Here is a 25,980-nt window from a genome sequence, read left to right as displayed (position 1 = left end):
CTACAGGCCGAGCTGCCCCAGGATCGCATCCTTCATCGCCTGCAGCTGCGGCTCCGAGACCTTGCGCGGATGCGGCTGCGCGACCGTGAACACCGACTGGATCGTGGTCGGCCGCGGTGACAGTACCACGACGCGGTCGGCCAGGTAGAGCGCCTCCTCCACGTCGTGGGTGATCAGGATGACCGTGTGGCGCTCTTCGCGCAGGATGCGCAGCAGCTCGTTGCGCATCTTGAGGCCAGTGAGCGCATCGAGCGCCGAGAAGGGTTCATCCATCAGCAGGATGTCGGGCTTGACCGCCAGTGCGCGCGCAATCTCGACGCGCTTGAGCATGCCGCCCGAAAGTTCGTGCGGGTGAGCCTTCTCGAAGCCCTTCAGTCCCACCACCTCGGCGTAGTGGTCGGCGGTCGCCACCTTGGCGGCGGTGTCCTTGCCGGACAGGCCGAACATCAGGTTCTCGCGCACCGTCAGCCACGGGAACACCGAACCGTGCTGCGAGATGACGATCGCGTTCGGCGAAGGCCTGGTGACCGGTACGCCGTCGATCGCCACCGCGCCGTCGTCGGGATGCTCGAAGCCCGCCAGCAGTTTCATGAGGGTCGACTTGCCGCAGCCGGAGGGCCCGACGATGGCCACGAATTCGCCCGGCGCCACCGTCAAATCAATGCCGCCGACGACCGCCAATGCTTTGAAGCCCTTCTTCAGTCCGCGGATGTCGATCTTAGCGTCCATAGCGCCACCTTACCCCTTTGAGTCCTTCGAGCCGGCGCATCAGGACGTCGATGCCCAGGCCAATCAGGCCGATGATGATCATTGCCGCCACCACCAGGTCATAGCGGTTGCCGGCATTGCGCGAGTCCATGATCAGGTAGCCGAGGCCCGAGCTGCGCACGATCATCTCGGCCGCCACCACCACCAGCCAGGCCACGCCCAGGCCGATGCGCATGCCGGTCAGGATCTCGGGCAGCACGGCCGGCACGATCACCTGGCGGAACAGCTTGGCGCGCGGCACCCCGAAGTTTTCGGCAGCGCGCAGGTAGCGGCCGTCGATGGCGTGCACGCCGGCCGAGGTCTGCAGGATCATCGGGAACACCGAGGCCAGGAAGATCAGGAACACCGGCGACATGTCGCCCACGCCGAACCACAGGATCGCGATCGGGATCCAGGCGATCGGCGAGATCGGGCGCAGGATCTGGAAGATCGGATTGAGCGTGTGATAGGCGGCATCGACGCGTCCCATCCACAGGCCGAGCGGCAGCGCCACCAGCACCGCGATCAAAAAACCCGTGGCCACGCGCAGCAGCGAGGCGCCGATGTGCTGCCACAGCGTGCCGTTCTTCGCCAGTTCGAGCGTACCGGCGGCGACCTGGCCCGGCGTCGGGAAGATCACGCTGCCGCTTTGCTCCACCACGATCCACCAGATCGCGACCACGCCGGCAAGCACCAGCAGCGGGGGCCAAATCCTGTTCAGTCTATCCATCGCTTATGTATTCAGTAGGGAGTGGAGGCGCCACATCAAGCGTGGCAGGCCCGCGGCCGGCGCATCGACGACCAGCACCGTCATCCGGCCGCTGGCGTGCGCCGTGCAGTCGAAGGGATGTTCGCCGGCCTGGGCGAAAGGCAGGCGAAAGTCCTGGCCAGGCATGATCAGGACCGGGCCGAACATCTGCGGCACCGTGTCGCTATTGCGCAGCAGGAGTACGTCGCGCACGCCCAGCATCAAGGTCAGCTGCTCGGGCAGGATGCTGGACTTGTCGCCCTTCATGCGCCGGTCCCAGGTGCCTTTTGGGATCTCGAACAGCAGGTCGCGCGAGCCCGCCTGGAGCGGCGCCAACGCGGCCCAGGCCGTTGCTGCGAGCAGCAGTGCAATGACGACAGCGATGCCGGTCCGCATCTTCACCTTGTCATTCATTCCGCGGCGAGCACGTTCACGTCGTGCACCATTTCGTCGGCCGGGCGGCCGAACGGCATCAGCGCGCGCAGCATGCCCTTCTTGTCGATGAAGTAGAGGTAGGACGAGTGCCCCATCTGGTAGCCGCTCTGCCCTGCCGGCGCCGCGAACTTCGTGGCCGTGATGCCGTAGTCCTTGCGGATCGCCGCCATCTGTTCCGGCGTGCCGGTCAGGCCCACAAAACTCTTGTCGAACTGCGCCAGGTAGGCGTTCAGGCGCGCGGGCGTGTCGCGTTCGGGATCGACCGAGATGAACACCACCTGCAGGCGGTCCGCGTGCGCGCCCAGCTTCTGGCGCGCCTGCGCCAGCATGGCCAGCGAGGCCGGGCATACGGCCGCGCAGTGGGTGAAACCGAATTCCAGCACCACGACCTTGCCGCGCAGCGCGGACAGGCGGAAGTCGCTGCCGTCGGCGGCCTTTTGCGCGATCTCGGGCGCGACGCGCGCCGGTGAAAAGGTGCCGGACTTCAGCCCCGGCGCCGCGTGCACCCAGGCGGCGGCGCACAGCAGCATGGCGGTAAACACGCGGCGCTTCACAGCGCCACCTTCACCGGCTGGATATTCCTGACGAAGCTCTCGTCCACATACTGCTCGTAGCGCACGGGACGCTTGAGCGTGCCCGCCTGCACCGACAGCTGCATCAGCTCGTCGAACTCGGGGCGCAGCATGCGCAGGTCGCCGTAGGTCACGCGGTCGCTCGGGTTCTGCATGACGAAGCGGATGATGTTCGGGTCCTGGTTGAAGAACTTGCGGTTGGCGGCGATGACGGCCGCCTTGTCGCGGTTGGCCGGCGAGGCGTCCAGCCAGTTGCCGGCCGCCTGCACGTAGTTGACCAGCTCCTGCACCGCCGGGCGATTGGTGCGGATGAGTTCTTCGCGCACGGTCAGCACGCAGCAGATGTAGTTGGGCCACTCGTTGCGCGTCATCGACAGCGGCCGCGCATAACCGGCGCGCTGGGCGGCGGCTCCAAAAGGCTCGCCGGTGCAGTAGCCGTCGACGGCGCCCGCGTACAGCGCGGCCGGCATGTCGGGCGGCGCCATCTCGATCACCTGCACGTCCTTGGCCGACATGCCTTCGCGCGCCAGCATCTTGCGCAGGAAGAGGTAGTCGACCGCGAAGCGGCTCGGAATGGCGATGCTTTTTCCGCGCAGGTCGGCAAACTTGCGGTAGGGCGAATCGGTGCGCACCATGATCACCGCGCCGGAGCGATGGCCGAGCGAGACGATCTTCAGCGGGATGCGCCAGTCGGTCAGGTCCATGACCAGGGGCGCCAGCATGTAGGCCGCCTGGATGCGGCCCGTCATCAGGGATTCCTTGATCTCGGGCCAGCCGGAGAACTTGTTGTACTCGAAGGCGGTGAAGGACGCGTCGGGCTTGCCGTCGGCAACGGCGCGCGCCTTGCAGGCGATCGGCAGCGTCAGGTTGCAGGTGACGGGCAGGCCGCCAACCTGCAGGGGGCCGGGACGGGCCGCCGCACTCGCGCCGCCCATGCCCACCAGCGGCAGGCTCAGTGCGCCGCCGAGAAGCCGGCGGCGGCGCGGGGAATGCTCAAACATGGAAACGCTTCCAAAATCCTGGGGTGGGCCAATTCTAGCACCGTATTGACCTAGATCAACCCACCTTGAATACTAAATGTCGAGGTGCGAGATCAGCAGCTTGCGCTGGGCGTCGCCCTCGCCCGCTTCGCCCTGCGCGCCCTGGGTGCCGAGCGAGATCCCGACCGACATGATGTCGATGAGGAGCAGCTGCAGGATGCGCGAGATCATCGACAGGAAGGTGGTGCTGTCTTCGCTGTGGTCGACCGCCAGGCAGACCGTCGACTTCTTGGCGAGCTGCGACTTGCTGCTGGTGATGGAGATGACGTCGGCCCCGGCGGCGCGCGCGGTGTCGACGGCCGCCAGGAGCTCCGGCAGCTGGCCGCCGGTGGAGATGGCGATCACCACGTCGCCCGGTCCGAGCAGGCCGGCGGCCAGGGCGAACAGGTGCGAGTCGCCGTACAGCGCGGCCGGGATGCGGAAGCGGAAGAACTTGTGCTGGCCGTCCAGCGCCACCGCGCGCGCATTGCCCATCGCGTAGAACTCGACGCGGCGGGCGCGCCGCAGCAGCTCGATGGCGCGGTCGATCGCGTGCACATCGAGCTGGTCGCGGAACTTCAGGATGGCCGACACCGTGTTGTCGATCACCTTGGCCGACAAATCATGGGTGCTGTCGCTCATGCGCACCTGGCTGTGGCGCACCGGGATGGTCCCGGTCAGGCTGCCGGCGAACTTGAGCTTGAACTCGGCCAGGCCCTGGAAGCCGAGCGAGCGGCAGAAGCGGATCACGGTCGGCTGGCTCACATCCGCCAGGCGCGCGATCTCGGCGATCGGCTCGGACAGCACCTTGCGCGGATGCTCCAGCACCAGGGCGGCGACACGCTGCTCGGCCGGCGAGAGTTCGTGGCGCAGCTGCTGCACCCGGTCCATCAGGGTGTTGGCGCCGCTGCGCCCGCGCAGGTGTTCGGACAGGATCCGCGACACGCCATGCAGCGCCGGGTTCGGCGTCATGATGACGTAGGTCGGGATCTGCGCGATGTATTCGGTAAAACGGCCCTTGGCTTCGAAACGCGCGCGGAAGGGAGATTGCGCGAACCATTCGGCGATGCGCGGCACGATGCCGCCGCCGATGAAAATGCCCCCGAAGGCGCCCAGGGTCACCGCCAGGTTGGCCGCTGCGCCTCCCAGCATGCCGGCGAAGGTCTCCAGGGTTTCCAGGCACAGCGCATCCTTGTCGTCCAGCGCGCCGCTGACGATGTCGGCGGTGCTGCGCGCCGGGGCCTCAACGCCGTTGCGCCTGGCGAGCGCGCGGTACATCAGTTCGATGCCGGGGCCGGAGATCAGGCGCTCGTTCGACACGTGCGGCCATTCCTGCCAGGCGTACTGCAGGATGGAGAACTCGCGCTCATCGCTAGGGGCGAAGTTGACGTGGCCGCCTTCGCTGCCCAGCGTCACAAAACCGTCGATGGTCGGGATCACGCCCGACACGCCCAGGCCGGTACCCGGGCCGAGCACGCCGGCCACCGCATGGCTCTGGGGGGCGCCGCCGCCGACCTGCAGCAGGTCCTGCGGCTGGAAGCCCGGCAGCGCCATCGCCAGCGCCGTGAAGTCGTTCACGATCAGCAGCGTCGACAGACCGAGCGCGCGGCGCACCTCGTCGGTCGAGAACTGCCAGTCGCGGTTGGTCATGCGGATGTAGTCGCCGCTGATCGGATTGGCCAGCGCAAAGGCGGCATGGTTGATGCGCACGCCCCCGAGCTGAGCCAGGTAGGCGTGCAGCAGCGGCACGATGCCGGTGTAGTCGTCGCAATGGAGCACGGCGACCTGGCGCAGCACGCCGGGCGCGGTCTCGAGGCCGAAGCGCGCATGGGTGGCGCCGATGTCCGCGAGCAGGCGCGGACCGTCGGCGAATGCGGCGCGGGAGGGTTTCAGGTCGGTGTCGGGTTCAACGGTCATCGCACTAGGATACCATTGATCGATTGACAAAAAAACGTCCCCTTATTTCGCCAGCCCTTTCAGCAAGGCGCGGTGGAACTGGGCCGGATCCTGCATCTGCGGCGCATGGCCCATCTCCGGGAAGCTCACCAGCGTCGCCTTCGGGATGCGATGCGCGGTGTGCTTCGCCAGGTCCGGATAATTCCCGAGCTTGGGGCGCAGCGCTTCCGGCGCCGCGTCCTTGCCGATCGCGGTCGTGTCCTTCAGGCCGATCATCAAGAGCACCGGCATCTTCAACAGCGGGAACTCGTACACCACCGGCTGGGTATAGATCATGTCGTACAGGAGCGCCGAGTTCCAGGCCACGATCTGCTTGCCCGGCCCGCGGTACATCCCTGCCAGCATCTGCACCCAGGGCTCGTATTCCGGCTTCCAGGTGTTCACATAATAGGTCGATTTCTCGTAATTGCGGATGCGCTCGGCCGTGGTGGCAAGCTCGCGCTCGTACCACTTGTCCACACCCAGCGAGGGCACGCCCAGCGCCTTCCAGTCTTCCAGGCCGATCGGGTTGACCAGCACCAGCTGCTCCGCCTGCTGCGGGAACATCAGTCCGTAGCGCACCGCCAGCATGCCGCCGGTGGAGTGGCCCATGACGATCGCCTTGTCGACGCCGATCGACGCCAGCAGCGCACGGGTATTCTCGGCCAGCTGCTGGAAGCTGTACTGGTAGTGTTGCGGCTTGGTCGATTTGCAGAAGCCCACCTGGTCCGGCGCCACCACGCGGTAGCCGGCGCTGCTCAGCTCCTTGATGGTGCCGGCCCAGGTCGCGCCACAGAAGTTCTTGCCGTGCATGAGGACCACGGTGCGGCCGTTCGGCTTGGCCGGCTTGACGTCCATGTAGGCCATCTGCAGCTTGACGCCCTGCGAAGTGAAGGCGTAGCGCTGCACCGGATACGGATACTCGAAGCCTTCCAGTTCGGGGCCGTAGGCAGGCTCGTCGGCGGCCTGCGCGGGAATGTAAGGAAGGAGGCTGAAGGCGGCGCACAGCAGGGTGGGCGCCAGGCGTGTCGGTACAGGCATGGTTAAAGGATGCTGGGTTGACGGAACACCCAGTCTAGCCGAATTCAGGGCTGTTCCGGTTCGTTGCGCGCGTCGCGCTCAGAGCTAGGCCTATGCAGCGGAATGCGCACCGTGAACTCGGCGCCCTTGCCGGCGCCTTCGCTGCGCACCTCGACCGTTCCCTGGTGCAGGGACACGATTTCCTTGACGAGCGCCAGGCCGATGCCCAGTCCCGCGCCGCGCTCGGCCCGTCCACCCTCGGCCTGGGTAAACACGTCGAAAATCCTGGGAAGCATGTTCGGCTCGATGCCCTTCCCGCTGTCCTTCATGTAGCAGATGAAGTGCGTCGGGTCGATGGTTGCAGTGAGCCATACGTGGCCGCCCTGCGGCGTGAACTTGATCGCGTTGTTGAGCAGGTTGACGAATACCTGCTGGATCCGGCGCGCATCCACGTCGACCGCGATGGGCAAGGGTGGAAAACTGCGGTGTATCGTAATGTTCTTGAACTGCGCAGCGGTTGTGCAGCTTTCCACGGCCTCGTTCAGCAAAGCCTGGTACTCCACCTGCTCGTAACGGATGCTCATCTTTCCGGAGTTGACCCGGGCGACGTCGACCAGGTCCTCGACCAGGTGCTCCAGCACACCGAGCTGGCGCTCCATCACCTGGAGCGGCCGATCCATGGCGGCGGCCTCGCGCGCCTGCATGCGCATCAACTGCACCGCGGTTTTCAGCGGCGAGAGCGGATTGCGCATTTCGTGCGCGATCGTCCCGAGGAAGACGTCGCGTTCGGCCTCACGCTCGCCGGACGCCTTCAACTCGTTTTCGAGATAGCGCGTACGCACCCGCAGGTGCGTGGCATCACGAAAGATCTTGACGAACCCCGTTACCCGCTCTCCTTCGCGATGCAGGGGCAGGCTGACGCCGCTCGACCAGAACCAGGAACCATCTCGCCGCATGTGCCAGCGCTCGTCCTCGCCCACGCCCACCAGCGCAGCCGTACTCGCCTCGTGCTCGTCGAGCTTGCGCTCGCGGTCTTCCGGGATGAACAGCATGCCGGTCGGCTGGCCCAGCACCTCTGCCGCGGTCCAGCCGGTGATGAACTCGGCGCCCGAGTTCCAGCCGGTGATGCGCAGCCCGGCATCGTAGAACATGATGCCGTATTGACGGGTTTTCTCGAGCAGGAGGACGTGCAGGGCCTCGGCGTCCTCGCGCTTCCAGTACAGGTTTCCGGTGTCGGTCATCTCGACGCTCAGTTCGATGGTCTCGGACACCTATTGTATCGGGCTGCATGCCGCGCACGGCAGGACCGTGGCGGCAATCGGAACGGGGCTAGTCCTGGGCGATCAGGGCCGCCGGCGCCGCCTCGCCGAACTGGACCTTGCCGTTGGTGACGACGGCCGACTTGCCCGTGTACCAGTCGCGCACGGTCTGGCCGTCGTTGAACACGCCCGCCACCGAGATCGGCAGCGCCTTGTCGTTCGGCAAGTCGAGCGCGATCACCACGCGGTCGGTGACGCCGTCCTTCTGCCAGGTGCGCTTGAAGGTGTAAGGGCTGGAGCCGAGCATCTGGTGCACACCCGCCCCCACTGCCGGATGGGCGGCGCGGAAGCGGCCCAGCTTGGCCCAGTGTTCGCGCACGTCGCCGACGCGGTGGATGCCGCGCTGGGTGTTGGCCTTCAGTTCGTCCCAGTTCATGAAGGAGCGCAGCTTGGCGTCGCCCTCAGCGCCTTCGATGTTGAGCAGGCGCGCGGTTTCGTCGCCGTAGTAGATCTGGGCCGCGCCGGGCGCCAGCAGCAGCTTGTTGGCCGCTTCCAGCGGGCGCTGGCGCGCCGGGTCATAGGGGCTGCCGTCGTCGTGCGAGCTGATGTAGTTCAGCACCGAGTAGCCCTTCATCGGGCCGTGCAGCGCGTTCGAGTAATCCGAGAACAGCTTCTCGTAGCCCTGGGCGGCGTCGGACTTCATGCTGAAGTTGATCATGCTGTCGAAGCCGTTGGCGAGCCAGTCGACCTTGACGTTGCCGCCCATGTCGAAGCTGTGGCCATGGTTGATCGAGTAGCCGTAGACTTCGGAGACCATGAAGAAGGGCTGGTTGCCGAGGCGCTTGGCCGGATTCTTGCGCTTCCAGTCCTCATAGGCCAGGCTGGCTTCCTGCTTGAGTTCCTTCCACACGCCCGGCTCGGTGTGCTTGACGGTGTCGGCGCGGAAGCCGTCGACGCCGTACTTGCGCACCCAGTCGGCGTGCCACTTGACCAGGTAGAAGCGCGGCGCGCGCGGATAGCCGGTGCGCTTGAAGAAGGCGTCCAGCTCCTTCACTTCGCGCTCGTAGCGCCCTTCCTTCTTCCACTTCGCCACCAAGGCCGGCGGCAGCGGCACGTTGGCGTTGCTGTTGGTGAGGAAGTCCGGCAGGTTGTCGACCAGGGTGCAGTCGACCGTGGTCGATACATCCTTGTAGGTGCAGGTCGGCTTGGTGCGCACCCAGTCGGCCGGCCAGACCGGGTCGGTCGGGGTAACCGGGCCGGTATGGTTCATCACCACGTCGAGCAGCACGCGGATGCCGTTGGCGTGCGCGGTCTCCACGAAAGTACGGAAGTCCTGCTCGGTGCCAAGGTTGGCGTCCACCGCGGTGAAGTCGCGCGCCCAGTAGCCATGGAAGCCATAGGACTTGCCAGTGCCTTCATCGGTCGATCCGTGGATCTGCTCGACCGGCGGCGTGAGCCAGATGGCGTCGACGCCGAGTTCCTTGAAATACCCCTCCTTGATCTTGGCCGTGATGCCGGCCAGGTCGCCGCCCATGAAACCGCGCAGCTTGGCCGCGTCGTCCTTGCGGCCGTATGCCAGGTCGTTCGCCTTGTCGCCGTTGTTGAAGCGGTCCGTCAGCAGGAAGTAGACGGTGGCGTTCTCCCAGACGAAGGGCTTGCCAGCAGGCTTGCTGGTCGGGGTCTGTGCGTTGGCCTGGGCAGCGAAGGCCAGCAGCATGGAGGCGGCAAGGACGGGAAGTTTCATGCGGGTTCCTGTGGTTGGTGGGTGGGTCAGGTGATCACGGTCGGGCTCTCGCGGCCGGTGCGCTGGCGCAGTTCGGCCACGCTGTCGGCGATGGCGATCAGTTCGGAGAGGGCCTGCTGGGTGTCGAGTTCGTGGTGCGCCGGGTCGGCCTCGTAGCGCTCGAGATAAAGGCGGATGGTCGCGCCTTCGGTGCCGGTGCCGGACAGGCGGAACACGATGCGCGAGCCGTCGGCCATGATGATGCGGATGCCCTGGCGCGTCGCGACCGAGCCGTCGACCGGGTCGGTGTAGACGAAGTCGTCGGCCAGCGAGACGCGGAAGCTTCCCAGCGGCTGGCCCGCGAGGGCTGGCAGCCTGGCGCGCAGCGCCGCCATCATGCCGTCGGCGGCGCTGGCATCGACCGCCTCGTAGTCGTGGCGCGAATAGTAGTTGCGGCCGAAGCGGGCCCAGTGCTCGCGCACGATCTCGTTCACGGATTTTCCGCGCGCGGCCAGCAGGTTCAGCCAGAACAGCACGGCCCACAGCCCGTCCTTCTCGCGGATGTGGTGCGAGCCGGTGCCGTAGCTCTCCTCGCCGCACAGGGTGGCGAGATTGGCGTCCATCAGGTTGCCGAAGTACTTCCAGCCGGTCGGGGTTTCGAAGCAGGTAATGCCGAGCGATTCCGCCACGCGGTCGGCCGCCTGGGACGTCGGCATCGAACGCGCGATGCCGGTGATGCCGCCGGCGTAGCCCGGCGCCACGGTGGCGTTGGCGGCGATGATGGCCAGGCTGTCGGACGGCGTCACCGCCAGGCCGCGACCGACGATCATGTTGCGGTCGCCGTCGCCGTCGGATGCCGCGCCGAAGTCCGGTGCGTCAGGGCCGTTCATGTGGGCGATCAGGTCGGCCGCATTGACCGGGTTCGGGTCGGGGTGGCCGCCGCCGAAGTCTTCCAGCGGTTCGCAGTTGACCACGGTGCCGGCGGGGGCGCCCAGCATGCCCTCGATGATCGCCTTCGCATACGGCCCCGAAACCGCGTGCATGGCATCGAAGCGCATCCGGAAGCCGCCCGCGAACAGCGTACGGATGGCATTGAAGTCGAACAGGCGCGCCATCAGCTCGGCGTAGTCGGCGACCGGGTCGATGATCTCGACCACCATGTCTTCGATGCGGGTGGTGCCGAGCTGGTCGAGGTCGACGGGGCCGGCGTCGCTGATGTGGTAAGAGACCAGCGCCTGGGTGTTGGCGAACATCGCCTCGGTGATCTTCTCGGGCGCAGGGCCGCCGTTCTCGATGTTGTACTTGATGCCGAAGTCGCCTTCCGGGCCGCCCGGGTTGTGGCTGGCCGAGAGCACGATGCCCCCGAAAGCCCCATGCTTGCGGATCACGCAGCTCACCGCCGGCGTGGACAGGATGCCGCCGCGGCCCACCAGGCAGCGCGCCACGCCGTGGGCGGCGGCCATGCGCAGGATGGTCTGGATCGCTTCGCGGTTGAAGAAGCGGCCGTCGCCGCCGACGACCAGGGTGCGGCCGCGGCCTTCACCCAGGGTCAGGAAGATCGCCTCGACAAAATTCTCGAGGTAGCCCGGCTGCTGGAACTCGGTTACCTTCTTGCGCAGGCCCGAGGTGCCGGGCCGCTGTCCAGCGAACGGCGTGGTCGGGACGGTCTGAATGCTCATGCTTCGCTCCTGTCATTATAACGTGATGCAACATGTTGAAATGTTGGTAAAACGTTACGATACGACAGGCGCGAAATCACTGGCGCGCGGGGTTTAGACGCTCGACTTCACAGGGGCTGCGCGGTCGGTGACGAACAGGGTCAGCACCGCCGCCAGCAGCATCGAGGCGCCGCCCAGCGCCACCGTCATCACGGTGTGGCCGCCGAAGAAGTGCTTGGTCACGCCGCCCAGCAGCAGGCCGCTGCAGATTTGCGGGATCACGACGAAGAAGTTGAACAGGCCCATGAAGTAACCCATGCGCTTGGCCGGCAGCGAGCCCGCCAGGATCGCGTACGGCATGGTCAGGATCGAGGCCCAGGCCAGGCCGACGCCGATCATCGGCAGCATCAGCATGTTGCGGTCGGTGATCAGGACGATGCTGGCCAGGCTCAGGCCACCGATCGCGAGGCAGGTCGCGTGCACGGTCTTGCGGCTGGTGGCGCGCGCGAAGACCGGCAGGATGAAGGCGGCCAGCGCCGACACGCCGCTGTACACCGCGAACATGATGCCCACAAAACTGCCGGCCGACTGGAAGGCGGACGACTGCGCGTCGGTGGTGCCGTAGACGTTGTCGGCGATCGCCGAGCCGGTGTAGATCCACATCGCGAACAGCGCGATCCAGGTGAAGAACTGCACGAAGGCCAGCTGCACCATGGTCTTGGGCATCTTGGCGAAGCCGCCAATGATTTCTTTCAGCGCCACCTTGAGGCTGCGCGCGTGCTTGCGCTCCGCATTGAAAGCGTCCATGTCGGCAGGCGGCAGTTCGTCGGCGGTGACGACGGTCCACAGCACGGCCAGGAAGAAGATGGCGCCGCCGGCGTAGAAGGAATAGCGCACGGTGTCGGGGATGGTGCCGCCGATCGCTTCGTTCGACACGCCCATCGACTCGAAGAACCAGGGCAGAAGCGAGGCGATCACCGCGCCGCAGCCGATGAAGAAGGTCTGCATCGCGTAGCCCGCGGTCTGCTGCGAGGCGTCGAGCTTGTCGCCCACGAAAGCGCGGAACGGCTCCATCGACACATTGATGGCGGCGTCCATCAGCCACAGGACGGCGACGGCCATCCACAGCGCGGCGGAATTCGGCATCAGGAACAGCGCGATCGCGGCCAGCACCGCGCCGATGAAGAAGAAGGGACGGCGGCGGCCCCACTTTGGGTGCCAGGTGTTGTCGCTCAGGTAGCCGATGATCGGCTGCACCAGCAGGCCAGTGACGGGCGCGGCGAGCCAGAACAGGGCCAGGTCGTCGGGGTTGGCGCCCAGCGTCGAGAAGATGCGGCTGGTGTTGGCGTTCTGCAGTGCGAAGCCGAACTGGATGCCGAAGAAGCCGAAGCTCATGTTCCAGAGCTGCCAGAACGACAGGCGCGGCTTGAGCACGCCAGTTTGCATATCCATGTGTGTCCCCAATGTGGCCCGGACCTTGCGGGCTCTCGTGTGATGCAGGCAGCCCGAATGCGGCTAACCTACAGGTAGCTGTAGCAAAATAACATGGCGATTTCTGAGTGTCAATCGAAGAGCTCTCATAGTAGAATCGCCACAACAGAGGTGGCTTTACGGCACAGCTCTGTAGTCAAACAACATAAGAATCGATCCAGGAGACCCTGCCATGCCATCGCTTCGCCCTAGCTTCCTTCCCCTGCTGCTGGCCACCGCCCTAAGCGCGCCGGCAGTTGCCGCCGACAAGCCCGAACCGCCGAAAGCCTCGACCGCCCTGCCCGGCGTCAGCCTGCTGGGCAGCCCGATCGAGATCCCGGGCCTGGCGCGCAAGCGCCAGCTGCGCCTGTACCTGCCGCCGGGTTACGCCACCTCCGGCAAGCGCTACCCGGTACTCTACATGCACGACGGCCAGAATTTGTTCGACGTCGCCACCGCCTATGCGGGCGAATGGAAGGTCGACGAGACGCTCGACGCGCTGGCCAAGGAAGGCAAGCTGGAACTGATCGTGGTCGGCATCGACAACGGCCAGGAAAAGCGCATGACGGAGCTGAACGCCTGGGACAACGCCAGGGCCGGCAAGGGCGAAGGCCGCGAGTACACGGACTTCATCGTCAAGACCGTCAAGCCGATGATCGACCAGAGCTACCGCACCCTGCCGGATCGTGCGCACACCGCGATCATGGGCAGCTCGATGGGCGGCCTGGCTTCGCACTATGCGCTGGTGCAGTATCCGGAGGTGTTCAGCAAGGCGGGCGTGTTCTCGCCGGCCTACTGGACGGCCCAGCCCTCGTTCGACTTCGTGGCCGCGAAGCCGGTGCCGAAAGACGCGCGCATGTTCTTCCTGATGGGTGGGAAGGAAGGGCCGCAGATGAATGCGGACGTCAAGCGCATGGCCGAGGTGGTGAAGAAGACCGGACACCCGGCGGCGAACACGGTGCTCAAGATCGTGCCGCAGGCGGAGCACAATGAGGCGTTCTGGGCGGGGGAGCTGCGCGAGGCGCTGTTGTGGATGTTTGCGCCGGAGGGGGCGCAGGTCGCGAGTAGCAAGTAAGGAAGTGACTGATCAGCCCTAATCCTCGATTACACCGTTAACCCGTCGTTCCGGCGAAGGCCGGAACCCAATTTTGCGTGCGTCTGGCGAACTCCGATTGCACCACTTAGCACGCTAACTTGGATCCCGGCCTTGAACTGCCACACAAAAGTTGGACATCTGTTTTATGTAGCCTGAGCGTGCTTGCCCCTGCATTGAAGCGGGGTCAGGCCGCCCAAGGTGGTACTGATGCGTTTGGTATTGTAATACCCGATGTATTCATCGATCGTGGCTCGTAGTGCCTTCGCGTCAGTAAAGCTCTGCCCGTGGAAGCATTCGGTCTTGAGCACGGCGAAGAAGCTCTCCATCNGTAGTGCTCTCGGCGCCTGCAAAACGCTTCATCGCCATGCAGTCGATACGCATCCACCCAACGCCGGATCACCGGCGCTGGGATGCCCTGCTGGGCTGCCAGGCGGTGATAGCCTAGCTGCCCCTCCAGATATTGCTTGATGACCCTGAGCTTGATCTCTTTTGTGTACTTAACCATCTACCCCTCGAAAGTGGACAATAGCTGTCCAACTTTCTTGTGGCAGTTCACCTTCGCCGGGAGTCATGGGCGCCAGTGGCGCGCATGACGGTTCAACAGGTAGTGGCCGTGATCAGCCTTTGCGGTGCGGCTTCTTGAAGCCCTTCTCCGCCACACGGCGATCCGCACCCGGCTTGGCGAAGCTCTTCTTCTTCGGCGCCGTGACGATCGGCGCTTCCTGCCCGTCACGCGTCATGTTCAGCTGCTGCCCCGCCACCCACACGGTCTTCAGGTGGTCGACCAGCTCCTGCGTCATGTCGTCCGGCAGGTCGATGGTGCTGTAGTCGTCGTAGATCTCGATGCGGCCCATGTACTTGGCGGGCATGTTGGCTTCGTTGGCGATGGCGCCGACGATGTTGCCCGGCTTGACGCCGTGCTGGTGGCCGACTTCGATGCGGAAGGTGGCCATGCCCGGCTCGGGCGCGCGCTCCACACGCTCCTTCTTGAAGGCCGGCTCGCGCGCTTCGCGCACCGGGCGCGCCGGACGGTCTTCCCAGCTGCCGGTGTCGCGCGGTGCAAACTCCGCCTTAGGCTCGCGGTCGGGCTTTTCCAGCAGCAGCGGCACGTCGCCTCGGCCCAGCTTGGCCAGCGCGGCGGCGATGTCCACGGCCGGCACGTTATGCTCGCGTTCGTATTCCTCGATCAGGCCACGGTACTGCTCCAGGCCGCCGCCGGCGAGCATCTCGGTGATCTGTTCCTTGAACTTCGCAATACGCACGTCGTTCACCGCCTTCATGGTCGGCAGCGACATCGGCTCGACCGGCTGGCGGGTGGCGCGCTCGATCGCCTTGAGCAGGCCTCGCTCGCGCGGGGTGATGAACAGGATCGCTTCGCCGCTGCGGCCGGCGCGGCCGGTACGGCCGATGCGGTGGGTGTAGCTTTCCGGGTCGGACGGCACGTCGTAGTTGATCACGTGGCTGATGCGCTCCACGTCCAGGCCCCGGGCGGCGACGTCGGTCGCCACCAGGATGTCGATCTTGCCGTTCTTGAGCTGTTCGATGGTGCGTTCGCGCGCCTGCTGGGTCATGTCGCCGTTGATGGCCGTGGCCGCGAAGCCGCGCGCCTGCAGTTTGCTGGACAGTTCTTCCGTGCCCAGCTTGGTGCGGGCGAAGATGATCATGCCGTCAAAAGGCTCCGCTTCCAGGATGCGGGTCAGCGCGTCGAGCTTCTGCATCCCGGACACCAGCCAGTAGCGCTGGGTGATGTTGGCGGCGGTGCCGGTCTTGGCCGCGACCGTGACTTCGGCCGGGTCGCGCAGATAGGTCTTGGCGATGCGTTTGATCGCCGGCGGCATGGTGGCCGAGAACAGCGTGGTCTGGCGCTCCGGCGGGGTCTGCTGCAGGATGTGCTCGACGTCGTCGATGAAGCCCATGCGCAGCATCTCGTCCGCTTCGTCCAGCACCAGCGTTTTCAGCTGCGAGAGATCGAGCGAACCCTTTTCGATGTGGTCGATCACGCGGCCCGGCGTCGCCACCACCACGTGCACGCCGCGGCGCAGCGCCGACAGCTGCGGGCCGTAGCTCTGGCCGCCGTAGATCGGCAGGACGTGGAAGCCCTTGATGTGGGCGGCGTAGCTCTGGAAGGCTTCGGCCACCTGGATCGCCAGCTCGCGGGTCGGCGCCAGCACCAGCGCCTGGGGCACGGCCTGCTTGATGTCGATGCGCGACAGGATCGGCAGTGCGAACGCGGCGGTCTTGCCGGTACCGGTCTGGGCCTGCCCGAGCACGTCACGGTTAGCCAGCAGCAGCGGAATGGTCGCGGCCTGGATCGGCGATGGCGTTTCGTAGCCGACGTCCTTCAGCGCTTTCAGTACGGGCGCGGAGAGGTCGAGGTCGGCGAAGTTCGGGAGGGGGGTGTCAGACATGGCAAAACTTTCAAAGTTGATACTAAAACCGCAGTTTACTCTCTCACGCGGAGAGGGCGGGCACTATTTGGAACGGGACCGGCTGTATCCGTACGGCAAGCCCCAAAGAAAACGGCCCCAGGCGCTGCCGCGCATGGGGCCGCAATGATACAGGTTCGCGCGCTACATCTTCTTCGCGGCGCACATCCTGGCGATGTACTCATTATGCGAAGGCATGACCTCGACGCATTTGGCGATCACCTCGCGCACGCTCGCCAGGTAGTCGGCGATGTCCGCTTCGGACTGCGTATCGGCCAGCGGGTGGTAGCCCTCGATCGGCATGTTCTGCCCTTCGAACACCTGGATCCAGCCGACCTCCGAGAACAGCTCGTTGTCGACCCGGACCACGCGCCCGTGCGAGCGGTACATGTCCATCTTGTGGCGCAGGGTGTCGGGAATGGCCATGTTGGCGCACTCCTTCCAGTACTCCGAATCGGTGCGCTGGTTCAGGTGGTAGTGCAGGACGATGAAGTCGCGGATGCGTTCGTACTCGAAGCGCGCCTGGCGGTTGTATTCCTCGCGGTCGACACTGCTCCAGCGGCGGTCCGGGAAGAAGTCGATCAGGCGCTGGATCGAGGACTGAATCAGGTGGATGCTGGTCGACTCGATCGGCTCGAGGAAACCGCTGGCCAGGCCAATGGCCACCACGTTGCGGTTCCAGGCCTGCTTGCGCATCCCGGTCTGGAACTTGATCAGGCGCGGCTCGGCCAGCGCCTTGCCGTCCAGGTTGGACAGCAACGTGCTTGCCGCTTCGTCGTCGCTGATGAAGCGGCTGCAGTAGACGTGGCCGTTGCCGGTGCGGTGCTGCAGCGGGATGCGCCACTGCCAGCCCGACTTGTGCGCGGTCGCACGGGTGTACGGCGTCATGGCGGCCACCGACTCGCAGGGCACGGCCAGCGCACGGTCGGCCGGCAGCCAGCGGGTCCAGTCCTCGTAGCCCGTTTCCAGCGTCTGCTCGATCAGCAGGCCGCGGAAACCCGAGCAGTCGATGAACAGCTCGCCCTCGACCCGCTCGCCGCTCTCCAGCACCACCGCATCGACATGGCCATCCGGTTCACGCTGGGTAGCGCGCTGAATCTTGCCTTCGATGCGGGTCACGCCGCGGCTTTCCGCCAGCTTGCGCAGGAATTTCGCGTACAGGCCGGCGTCGAAGTGGTAGGCGTAGTTAATGTCGCGCAGCGGCGAATTCTGCACGTCGAAGCGCGGCGGCATGAACTTGTTGGCCTTGGCCGCCATGCGCGTGATCGAATATTCCTCCAGCGGCGCGGCCTTCCCCGCCATGCGCATCTTCTGCCAGTACTGGTCGAAGTTGACGGTGGCCAGGTCCTGGCCAAGGCGGCCGAAGCCGTGCATGTAGCGGTCGCCAAGGCGGCCCCAGTTCACGAACTCGACGCCCAGCTTGAAGCTGCCCTGGGTCTCGCGCATGAATTCGTGCTCGTCGATGCCCAGCACGCGATTGAAGCGCTGGATCATCGGGATGGTCGCTTCGCCGACGCCGACGATGCCGATCTCGTCCGACTCGACGAGGCGGATGTTGTAGCGGCCATTGAGCATGGTGGAGAGTGCCGCCGCGGTCATCCAGCCGGCGGTGCCGCCGCCGACGATGACGATGTCCTTGAGTGCTTCGTTTTGCATGAAATATCCCGGATACGAAAAACGACCCCTGGCAGGCACAGGCCCGGCAGGGGTCGTTACTTTACCTCAGTTCAGCTTAGAACTTGTAGCTGGCGCCGAAGTGGTAGGTACGGCCGTAGGCGCGGCGGTTCGACGGATTGTTTTCGTCGGTGGTGTACTCCAGGAACGGTGCGTTGTTCCAGTTCTGCGCCTGGGCGTACACGCTCAGGCCCTTGAGCCAGCCGCCCTGGAACTCGTACGACGCCTGCAGGTCGACGATGGTCTCACCCTTGATGAAGGTGAGCTGCGCGTTGTCCTGGAAGTCCGACACCTGGCCCAGGAAGCTCGAACGCTTGCGCGCCGCCGCGGCGATCTGGAAGCCGTTCTTCTCGTAGTACAGGCGCAGGTTGCTCACCTTGCGCGACAGGCCTGGCAGCGGAATGCTAACCGGGCCGCCGTTGATGTTCGTGAAGCCACTGCCCGGCAGTTCCACGTTGCTCTTGGTGTCCGAGTGGTTGGCCATCACGCCGAAACCGTCCAGGTACTGGGTGAGCATCGAGAACGGGATGTTCACGGCCAGCTCGAAGCCCTTCAGGTTGCCGCCGTCGCCGTTGACCGGCTGGTTCAGCAGGCCGATGGTCGAGCCGGCGTACGGACCGGTCAGCGGCAGCGGGGTGGTCGGGGTCACGAACGGGCCGAAGTCGTACACGCGCGGCACGCGCAGGATGTAGGTGTCGAGCTTCTTGTAGAAGATGGCGGCGCTGACATAACCCTTGTTGCCGAAGTACTTCTCGTACGACAAATCCAGGGCCTTGGCGCGGAACGGCTTGAGCTGCGGGTTGCCCGAGCTGCCCGACAGGATCGGCACGCCGGTGGTCGAGACGCCGAAGCCGTTACCGGCGCGCAGGTCGTCCAGGTTGGCGCGCGAGACCACCTTGGCCACGCCCAGGCGCAGCATCTGCTCGTTCTTGAGGTCGAAGCTCATGTTCAGGCTCGGCAGGACATCCCAGTAGCTGTCGCCTTCGCTGGTACGCTGTGCCGGGCAGGTCGCGGCGGTGTTGCCGGTGCAGCGCGAGCGGTCGACGACGTAGCCGCCGCCGCGCTGGTTGGTGTGGATCGCCTGCAGGCCGACGTTGCCGCGGTAGTTCAGGCCGAACAGCTCACCGTCCAGGTCGCCCATGAGGTAAGCGGTGTTGATACGCTCGCTCACATCCCAGAACTTGTTGTAGATGTCCGCGTCGACCTTGTTGGCCAACTGATAGACCGAACCGAGCGAACCGCGCGGATCCCAGGACACGACCTGGAAGCCCGAGTTGCCGGCGAAGGCGACGTCGCTGCCCGGCACGGCGGCGGCGGCGTACGGACCGCCGGCGATGACCAGGCGACCTTCATCGCCGGTACGCGCCTTGTCGCGCGAGGTGTGGTTGAAGCCGAAGCTGGTGGCGGCGATCGGGCCGAACTCGACGGCGCGCTTGGCGGTCAGGCGGATCGACTTGACTTCGTCTTCGATGTACGGCTGCGCGAGGTAACCGGCCTGCGGCGAGGCTTCGCCACCCGACCAGCCCATCACGTCGGTCAGGCGCGCGATGCTGCGGTCGGCGTAGTTCGAGCCCGGGGTGTACTTCACTTCGGTGACGTTGGCGCCGTTGAAGTTGGTGTAATTCAGGGTGTCCTGGGCGCGGCCGGCGATACCGGCGGTGGTCTCGTAGCGCGAGCTCAGCTTGGTCGCCTTGGACCAGGTCAGGTCGGCCGCGGTGGTCCAGTCGGCGATCTTCAGTTCGCTGTTCCAGCCGACGGTCTTCAGATCGTCCTTGGCGCCTTCGTAGTGGTTACGCACCACACCTTTCCAGTTGCTGATGGTGCCGCTGGTGGCCACGCCGTTGCTCACGGTCGCGGCGCTCAGGACGTGCGGCAGCTCGTAGGCGCCGCCGCCGTTGTAGGCCACGCCGCCTTCGAAACCGGTCTTCTTCTGGCCGGTTTCGCCGGCCGAGTAGAACAGGTCGACGGTCGACTTGAAGTTCTTGTTAGGACGGAATTGCAGCGAGGCGAAGGCGCCGTCGCGTTCGTGCGAATCCACCACGGTGTCATAGCCGAAGCCGCCCGGGGTCTTCACGGTGCCGCCGTTGTACGCCATGTCGGCCACACCCCAGGAATTGAAGGTGGTCTGGCCGCCGCCGGTTTCTTCATAGCGGGTGAAGCCGACCGCCACACCGATGGTGCGGTTGGCGAACTGGTCGACGTAGGACAGGGTGGCGCGCTTGCCGTCGCCTTCCGGCAGGCCGTCCGGGTGCTTCACGCCGAGGCGGGTCTTCTTGTAGCTGACGGCGACGGTGCGCTTGCCGAAGTCCAGCGGCTGCACGGTGCGCAGGTCGATGGTCGAGGCCAGGCCCTGGCCGATGACGGCTGCGTCCGGGGTCTTGTAGATGACGATGGAACCCATCAGTTCGGCCGGGAACAGGTCGAACTCCGGCGAACGGGCATTGCCGGTCGAGGCCATTTCGCGGCCGTTCAGCAGGGTGCCGTTGAAGCTTGGCGACAGGCCGCGGACCGAGATGTCCGAAGCGCGGCCCGAACCGCGGCTACGCTGGGCGGTTACGCCCGGCAGGCGGGCGATCGACTCGGCAACCGACTGGTCCGGCAGTTTGCCGATGTCTTCGGCCGAGACGGCTTCGACGATCGACGAGGAATTTTTCTTGATCGAGATGGCCGCTTCGATACCGCGGCGGATACCGGTCACCTGGACGGTGGCGACGCCCGGCTGGGCGGTCGCGCCCGGCGGCGTCGGCTCGGCGGCAGCTGCTGCCTGCTCGGCCGAATTCGGCTGGGTCGCGACGCTCGAGGTGGCGCTGGTGGTGGTCGTGGTGTTGTCCTGTGCCTGCGCGTAAGCGCTGCCCGCGAACACCGACAGGAAGACTGCGCAGCCGGCGGCTACCGGGCTCAGCTGGAATGCATGGCGAACCGGCTCAGCGGTGCGCTTGGTTGCGAAGATACTCATTTGTCCCCTCATATAGACCAATAATTTTTTCCCGAAACTACAGCGCGACAGCCAGCTGCACGGCAGCCTCAAGCAAACGCATTTAGACGTTCTGTCAAGGATTCTGTATTAAAACTAGATGCACTGTCAACGGGAGTTGCTTGTTACTACGATAACCACCACATTTTAACTATTTCGCGGGTTGAGCACGTCTTTTTCGTTGTATTTGAGCTACAAGACCACGTACAGACGGCTGTAGTCGGACTACAAATGCCCTACCCAGCGGCATTTTGTTGATTATTTGCACCAAAACAGTGCAACTCTCGAAGCAAGCTGAATTCGAAGTCTTTAAGAAACACCGTTACGGTCAAACAAAATCTGTACTTTGACTAGATCATGAACGGCTGGGCACGCTAGGCGATCCATAGTATTCTCGGGGCACCACAACCACATGCGGCTGTACCTCTGCTTGCGTCGTTCTGTAGTCTGACTACGCCAAGGCATGGGAAGCGCCCGATACCGACATGAGACACTTCCTCGCGAGCCTGCTGATCGGCAGCGCCGCCCTCGCCCCCTGCGCCGTCCTTGCCCAGTCTCCCGCCATCGCCCACATGGAGCCGCCATTCTGGTGGACCGGCATGCAGCACAAGGGCTTGCAGCTGATGGTCCATGGCGAGGGCATCGCCGAGCTGGCGCCCAGCCTGGCCTACCCCGGCGTGCGCATCGCCTCGGTAACCCGCGTCCCCAACAAGAACTACCTGTTCATCGACCTGGACATCGGCGCAGAGGCGCAGCCCGGCAAGTTCGACATCGTATTCAGCGGCGCCGGCCGCGAGACGCGCTACGCCTACCAGCTGCTGGCGCGCGAGCCCGGCTCGAGCCAGCGCGTCGGCTTTAACAGCAGCGACGCCATCTACCAGGTCATGCCCGACCGTTTCGCCAACGGCAATCCGGCCAACGACAACACCCCCGACACGCTGGAAAAGGCGAAGCGCGCGGACGGCTCCGGGCGCCATGGCGGCGACATCCAGGGCATCGTCGATCGCCTCGACTACATCCGCGACCTCGGCTTCACCCAGCTGTGGCCGACGCCGCTGGTCGAGAACAACATGCCGGCCTACTCCTACCACGGCTATGCGGCCACCGACCATTACCGCATCGATCCGCGCTACGGCAGCAACGAGGACTTCCGGCGCTTGTCTAGTGAGGCAAAGAAGCGCGGCATCGGCCTGATCCAGGACGTGGTGCTGTCGCACATCGGCAGCGGGCACTGGTGGATGAAGGACATGCCGACGCCGGATTGGATCAACTACGGCGGCAAGTTTGTGCCGACCCATCACCACCGCGTCGCCGTGCAGGACCCGTACGCCTCCAAGGAGGATGCCGACAACTTCACGCGCGGCTGGTTCGTCGAGTCCATGCCCGACCTGAACCAGTCCAATCCTCTGGTCTCCAATTACCTCATCCAGAACAACATCTGGTGGATCGAATACGCGGGCCTGTCGGGCCTGCGCATCGACACCTTCGGCTATTCGGACACCGCCTTCCTGTCCGAGTACACCAGGCGCCTGATGGCGGAGTATCCGAAGCTGAACCTGGTGGGCGAAGAATGGACCAAACTGGTGCCGGTGGTCGCCCGCTGGCAGCGCGGCAAGCAGAACTTCGACGGCTACCGCGCCTCGACCCCGAGCATGATGGACTTCCCGCTGGCCGAAAGCATGCGCACGGCCTTGAGCGACAAGAACGGCCGCAATGTGTTCGGCGAAGTCTACGAGACGCTTTCGCTCGATTACCTGTATCCGGAGCCGGGCAACCTGGTGCTGTTCGAGGCCAACCACGACGTCTCGCGCATCTGGAGCGTGGTCGGCGAGGACATGGACCGCTACCGCATGATGATGGTGTTCCTGATGACGATGCCGCGCATCCCGCAGCTCTACACGGGCGACGAGATCCTGATGACCAGCGCCACCGGGGAGCGCAACGACGCCAGCTACCGCAACGACTTCCCGGGCGGCTGGACCGGCGACAAGGTCGACGCCTTCGCCGGCAAGGGCTTGAGCAGCCAGCAGCGCGCAGCGCAGGAGCTGGTGCGCAAGCTGGCCAACTGGCGCAAGGGGCAGCCGCTGATCCACCACGGGAAGCTGATGCACTACGGCCCGCGTGACAATACTTACGTCTACTTCCGCTACGACGGCCAGAAGAAGGTGCTGGTCGCCTTCAACAACAATCCGAAGGAGATGGTGCTGGATGCGCGGCGCTTCCACGAGATGCTGGAAGGCGTATCCGGCGGCGTGGATGTCCTGAGCGGCAAGCGCTTCGAACTGGCGAAGGAGCTGCGGCTGCCGGCGAAAGCCAGCGTGATCCTCGAGCTGGACGCCGCGCGATGAAGCGCCGCCTGCTCGCCTCTGCCGCCCTGCTCGCCTGCCTGGGGGCAAGCGCGCAGGAAAAGGACCTGTACATCCGCGGCGCTTTCAACGGCTGGGGGACCGACAATGCCCTGGCCCACAAGGGCAAGGGCGTGTACGAGGCCGACATCCTGGTCAGTCCCGGCAACCACGCCTTCAAGGTGGGCAGCCGCGACTGGGCTGACGAATGGGTGGCCAATGCCAACCAGAGCGTGACCGTGGCGCCCGGCACGGCCTACCGGCTCCAGACCCAGCCCGGCCCGGAAGATTATCTGTTCGTGCGCCAGACCGGCACCTACCGCTTCACGGTGGACGCCTCGAACCCGGCCGCGCCGACCCTGCGCGTGCTGCGCCTGGAAACGCCAGCAAGCGCTGCCGCACCTGATCCGCATGCGGGCCATGAAGCGGTCGCCCTCACCTGGCCGACCTGGGACGGCAAGCAGGAAAGCGCACGCTTTTCCTCGCTAGATGCGGCAGCGGCGCTGCGCCGTTATGCGCACTCCACCACCCTGAGCCTGCGCGACCCCGGTCCGCAGCATAGCGAATACGCCGAGCAGCCCGGGCTGCCGCGCATCCGCAGCGGCAATCTTGCCTTCGACGCGCTGTTCGCGCTGGCCGGTGCGGAGATGCGCCTGGATGCGGTCAGCCAGATCCGGGACGGCAATTACAACGGCGGCGCCGCGATCCCCTGCGAATGCTTCGCCACCGGCGAGAAGTGGCACTACGTCTGGACCCGCGACCTGTCGTATGCGGCCGACCTGGGCCTGGCCCTGCTCGACCCGCAACGGGTGCGTAACTCGCTGGAGTTCAAGCTGTCCGGCTGGCGCAAGGGCGTTTCGGTCGCACCGCAGGTGGCGGGGACGCCGGACGGCCTGCAGATCGTGCAGGACACCGGCAGCGGCGGCAGCTGGCCGGTCAGCACCGACCGCGTCACCTGGGCGTTCGCCGCCGAGGAAGTGCTGCGCACCCTCCCCGCCGGCGACCGCGCCCCCTTCGCAAAACGCGCCTTGCAGGCGCTGTCGAACACGATCGATAACGACCGCCTCGCCGCCTTTGACGCGAAGACCGGCCTGTACATGGGCGAGCAGTCCTTCCTCGACTGGCGCGATCAGAGCTACGCCGCCTGGATCCCGAACGAGCTGGCCTCGATGTCCACCTCGAAGTCGCTGTCGACCAACGTCGGCCATTACAAGGCCCTCACGCTGGCGGCCAAGCTCGCGGGCGAACAGGGCGACCGGGCCAGGGCGCGCCGCTACACGGCCTGGGCCAATGCCCTGGCGCGCGCCATCAACAGCCAGCTGTGGCTGGAGGATGCCGGCATGTACAGCAGCCTCACTGCCGGCCACCTCGACGGCGCGCCGCTGCACAAGTTCGACTGGCTCGGCCAGTCGCTTGCCATCGTCACCGGCATCGCCAGCGAGGAGCGCGCGCGCTCGATCCTGGCGCGCTATCCCCATGGTCCGATGGGCGCCCCCGTCATCTGGCCGCAGCAGCCGGGCATGCCGGTCTATCACAACCGCGCCTTATGGCCTTTCGTGACGGCCTACGGCCTGCGCGCGGCGACCCAGGCGAAGAACGTGGCGGTGGCCGACGCGGCCTACGACTCGCTCATGCGCGGCGCGGCGCTCAACATGTCGAACATGGAGAACCTTGAGTGGCTCTCCGGCCAGCCGCTGCTGCTCGACGAGCGCCATCCGAACCTGATCGGGCCGGTGATCAATTCGCGCCGCCAGCTGTGGTCCGTCGGGGCCTACCTGGGCTTGGTGGTGAACAGCGTGTTCGGCGTGACGGCGCAGGATGACGGCATCCTGCTGCAGCCCTTCGTCACCGCCAAGCTGCGGCGCGAGATGTTCGGCGCCGCCGGAGAGATCGCCCTGCACGAGCTGCGTCTGCACGGCAAGCGCATCGACGTGGTCCTGCGCCTGCCCGCGGCGAGCCGGGACGAGGGTTACTACGCGATCCAGGACATCCGCGTGAACGGCCGGCGCAGCGGCGAGCGGATCGCGCTGGCGCAGCTACAGGACGAGAACCGCATCGAGATCGTGCTCGGGCGCCTGGAGCGCGGCCAGCAGGATATCCGCCGCGTCAAGGACGACCCGTACGCCGATGGCGGCACCACTTTCGGCCCGCGCGAGCCCGCGATCACGCTTCTCGAGCGCGGCGCGAACGGCACGACGCTGCGCTTTGAATCCGGTAGCGGCGATGTGCGCTACAACGTCTACCGCGACGGCAAGCTGGTGGCCGAGGGCCTGGGTGCGACCAGCTGGACCGACCGCGGCGCCAGCCCTTACGCCTGCTACGCGCTGGAAGCGCAATCCGCCAACGGCAACCGCAGCCACCACAGCATGCCGCGCTGCCTTGATCCCGGCATCGAGATTCCCATCACCGATCCGCGCACGGTCTCGAACCTCACGCCGAGTCCACCGAACGCACGCTTCGCGGCGCCGCGCCTGGAAGCCTGGGGCCAGCGCGCCGACCGCTACGCCGTCGAGCGCATCGAGGTGCCGGCCGTCGGCAGCTATGCCGTGCAGGTGCGGTACCACAACGCCGCCAACCAGGTGAACCTGGGGATCAGCGGCGGCGTGAAATGGCTGGCGGTGAAGGATGCGCGCGGGAAGATCGTGGCGCAGGGCGTGGTGCAGCTGCCCCATGCCCCGCTGGCAAAGGCGAACACACCGAGCGTGTATTCGACACCGCTGGCAGCCCAGCTCAAAGCGGGCCGCTACCGCGTCGAGATGAGCGACTTCTATAACATGAGCTATCTCGACAGTAACAGCAGCTTCAGCGCGGCGGGCGGAACGACGGGACCATCGAATCGCTTCGATATCTATGGAATCAAGCTGCTGCGGGTGAATTAG

At 65.6% G+C, this 25,980-nt stretch carries 19 protein-coding genes; 3 read left to right on the top strand and 16 right to left on the bottom strand.

Annotated elements, in window-relative coordinates:
• The 11 genes from GV068_RS20115 to GV068_RS20065 all read right to left on the bottom strand — a co-directional run bounded on the left by GV068_RS20115 (position 1) and on the right by GV068_RS20065 (position 12,568).
• Positions 1–729, bottom strand: a complete 729-nt coding sequence (locus GV068_RS20115; RefSeq protein WP_159701956.1) for an ABC transporter ATP-binding protein — start codon at positions 727–729, stop codon at positions 1–3.
• A complete protein-coding gene (locus GV068_RS20110; protein WP_159701953.1) occupies positions 719–1,477 on the bottom strand; it encodes an ABC transporter permease in 759 nt (252 codons plus the stop codon). The genes GV068_RS20115 and GV068_RS20110 overlap by 11 nt, the downstream gene beginning before the upstream one ends.
• A gap of 3 nt (positions 1,478–1,480) precedes the next feature.
• A complete protein-coding gene (locus GV068_RS20105) occupies positions 1,481–1,891 on the bottom strand; it encodes a hypothetical protein (protein WP_159705313.1) in 411 nt (136 codons plus the stop codon).
• Between the two features lie 14 nt (positions 1,892–1,905).
• On the bottom strand, positions 1,906–2,472 hold the full coding sequence (locus GV068_RS20100; protein WP_229464379.1) for an SCO family protein: 567 nt from the start codon (positions 2,470–2,472) through the stop codon (positions 1,906–1,908).
• An 8-nt stretch (positions 2,473–2,480) separates the two neighbouring features.
• Positions 2,481–3,503, bottom strand: a complete 1,023-nt coding sequence (locus GV068_RS20095) for an ABC transporter substrate-binding protein (protein ID WP_159701950.1) — start codon at positions 3,501–3,503, stop codon at positions 2,481–2,483.
• Positions 3,504–3,575: 72 nt separating this feature from the next.
• Complete coding sequence (locus tag GV068_RS20090) at positions 3,576–5,438, bottom strand: glucokinase (RefSeq protein WP_159701947.1); 1,863 nt, start codon at positions 5,436–5,438, stop codon at positions 3,576–3,578.
• A gap of 42 nt (positions 5,439–5,480) precedes the next feature.
• Entirely contained in the window at positions 5,481–6,497 is a 1,017-nt protein-coding gene (locus tag GV068_RS20085) for an alpha/beta fold hydrolase (protein WP_159701944.1), read from the bottom strand.
• A gap of 44 nt (positions 6,498–6,541) precedes the next feature.
• A complete protein-coding gene (locus GV068_RS20080) occupies positions 6,542–7,747 on the bottom strand; it encodes a PAS domain-containing sensor histidine kinase (protein WP_159701941.1) in 1,206 nt (401 codons plus the stop codon).
• Between the two features lie 58 nt (positions 7,748–7,805).
• A complete protein-coding gene (locus GV068_RS20075) occupies positions 7,806–9,479 on the bottom strand; it encodes an alpha-amylase family glycosyl hydrolase (RefSeq protein WP_159701938.1) in 1,674 nt (557 codons plus the stop codon).
• Between the two features lie 26 nt (positions 9,480–9,505).
• On the bottom strand, positions 9,506–11,137 hold the full coding sequence (locus tag GV068_RS20070) for an alpha-D-glucose phosphate-specific phosphoglucomutase (RefSeq protein ID WP_159701935.1): 1,632 nt from the start codon (positions 11,135–11,137) through the stop codon (positions 9,506–9,508).
• 93 nt (positions 11,138–11,230) lie between these two features.
• On the bottom strand, positions 11,231–12,568 hold the full coding sequence (locus GV068_RS20065) for an MFS transporter (RefSeq protein ID WP_159701932.1): 1,338 nt from the start codon (positions 12,566–12,568) through the stop codon (positions 11,231–11,233).
• A gap of 211 nt (positions 12,569–12,779) precedes the next feature.
• Here GV068_RS20065 and GV068_RS20060 point away from each other — a divergent pair, with 211 nt between their 5' ends.
• Positions 12,780–13,661, top strand: a complete 882-nt coding sequence (locus GV068_RS20060) for an alpha/beta hydrolase (protein WP_159701929.1) — start codon at positions 12,780–12,782, stop codon at positions 13,659–13,661.
• Positions 13,662–13,825: 164 nt separating this feature from the next.
• Here GV068_RS20060 and GV068_RS25505 read toward each other — a convergent pair whose 3' ends face one another.
• The 5 genes from GV068_RS25505 to GV068_RS20040 form a co-directional block, all read right to left on the bottom strand.
• Complete coding sequence (locus tag GV068_RS25505; protein WP_373888422.1) at positions 13,826–14,008, bottom strand: IS3 family transposase; 183 nt, start codon at positions 14,006–14,008, stop codon at positions 13,826–13,828.
• A gap of 2 nt (positions 14,009–14,010) precedes the next feature.
• Positions 14,011–14,187, bottom strand: a 177-nt coding sequence (locus tag GV068_RS25500) for a transposase (RefSeq protein ID WP_373888433.1), incomplete at its 3' end; no start/stop codon positions are given.
• A 112-nt stretch (positions 14,188–14,299) separates the two neighbouring features.
• The gene (locus tag GV068_RS20050) at positions 14,300–16,090 is read right to left on the bottom strand and encodes a DEAD/DEAH box helicase (RefSeq protein ID WP_159701923.1); all 1,791 of its coding nucleotides are present in this window, start codon (positions 16,088–16,090) and stop codon (positions 14,300–14,302) included.
• 162 nt (positions 16,091–16,252) lie between these two features.
• Positions 16,253–17,764: a tryptophan halogenase family protein gene (locus tag GV068_RS20045; protein ID WP_159701920.1), complete on the bottom strand. Its 1,512-nt coding sequence runs from the start codon at positions 17,762–17,764 to the stop codon at positions 16,253–16,255.
• A gap of 76 nt (positions 17,765–17,840) precedes the next feature.
• The gene (locus tag GV068_RS20040; protein WP_159701917.1) at positions 17,841–20,738 is read right to left on the bottom strand and encodes a TonB-dependent receptor; all 2,898 of its coding nucleotides are present in this window, start codon (positions 20,736–20,738) and stop codon (positions 17,841–17,843) included.
• Between the two features lie 503 nt (positions 20,739–21,241).
• Here GV068_RS20040 and GV068_RS20035 point away from each other — a divergent pair.
• Entirely contained in the window at positions 21,242–23,104 is a 1,863-nt protein-coding gene (locus tag GV068_RS20035) for a glycoside hydrolase family 13 protein (protein WP_159701914.1), read from the top strand.
• Positions 23,101–25,980 (top strand): esterase, encoded by a 2,880-nt coding sequence (locus tag GV068_RS20030; protein WP_159701911.1) that lies wholly within the window; start codon positions 23,101–23,103, stop codon positions 25,978–25,980. Before GV068_RS20035 ends, GV068_RS20030 begins: the two co-directional genes overlap by 4 nt.

The sequence above is a fragment of the Massilia sp. 9I genome (genome assembly GCF_902506415.1).
In the GTDB taxonomy this organism is placed as follows: domain Bacteria; phylum Pseudomonadota; class Gammaproteobacteria; order Burkholderiales; family Burkholderiaceae_D; genus Telluria.
The sequence above is the reverse complement of the archived record's forward strand: the minus strand, read 5'-3'. Positions and strand labels throughout refer to the sequence as shown.

Bases quoted from the DNA above. Each gene is read 5' to 3' on its own strand.
- GV068_RS20115 (WP_159701956.1), bottom strand. From the start codon at position 729: ATGGACGCTAAGATCGACATCCGCGGACTGAAGAAGGGCTTCAAAGCA.
- GV068_RS20110 (WP_159701953.1), bottom strand. From the start codon at position 1,477: ATGGATAGACTGAACAGGATTTGGCCCCCGCTGCTGGTGCTTGCCGGC.
- GV068_RS20105 (WP_159705313.1), bottom strand. From the start codon at position 1,891: ATGCGGACCGGCATCGCTGTCGTCATTGCACTGCTGCTCGCAGCAACG.
- GV068_RS20095 (WP_159701950.1), bottom strand. From the start codon at position 3,503: ATGTTTGAGCATTCCCCGCGCCGCCGCCGGCTTCTCGGCGGCGCACTG.
- GV068_RS20090 (WP_159701947.1), bottom strand. From the start codon at position 5,438: ATGACCGTTGAACCCGACACCGACCTGAAACCCTCCCGCGCCGCATTC.
- GV068_RS20085 (WP_159701944.1), bottom strand. From the start codon at position 6,497: ATGCCTGTACCGACACGCCTGGCGCCCACCCTGCTGTGCGCCGCCTTC.
- GV068_RS20075 (WP_159701938.1), bottom strand. From the start codon at position 9,479: ATGAAACTTCCCGTCCTTGCCGCCTCCATGCTGCTGGCCTTCGCTGCC.
- GV068_RS20070 (WP_159701935.1), bottom strand. From the start codon at position 11,137: ATGAGCATTCAGACCGTCCCGACCACGCCGTTCGCTGGACAGCGGCCC.
- GV068_RS20065 (WP_159701932.1), bottom strand. From the start codon at position 12,568: ATGGATATGCAAACTGGCGTGCTCAAGCCGCGCCTGTCGTTCTGGCAG.
- GV068_RS20060 (WP_159701929.1), top strand. From the start codon at position 12,780: ATGCCATCGCTTCGCCCTAGCTTCCTTCCCCTGCTGCTGGCCACCGCC.
- GV068_RS25505 (WP_373888422.1), bottom strand. From the start codon at position 14,008: ATGGAGAGCTTCTTCGCCGTGCTCAAGACCGAATGCTTCCACGGGCAG.
- GV068_RS20050 (WP_159701923.1), bottom strand. From the start codon at position 16,090: ATGTCTGACACCCCCCTCCCGAACTTCGCCGACCTCGACCTCTCCGCG.
- GV068_RS20045 (WP_159701920.1), bottom strand. From the start codon at position 17,764: ATGCAAAACGAAGCACTCAAGGACATCGTCATCGTCGGCGGCGGCACC.
- GV068_RS20040 (WP_159701917.1), bottom strand. From the start codon at position 20,738: ATGAGTATCTTCGCAACCAAGCGCACCGCTGAGCCGGTTCGCCATGCA.
- GV068_RS20035 (WP_159701914.1), top strand. From the start codon at position 21,242: ATGAGACACTTCCTCGCGAGCCTGCTGATCGGCAGCGCCGCCCTCGCC.
- GV068_RS20030 (WP_159701911.1), top strand. From the start codon at position 23,101: ATGAAGCGCCGCCTGCTCGCCTCTGCCGCCCTGCTCGCCTGCCTGGGG.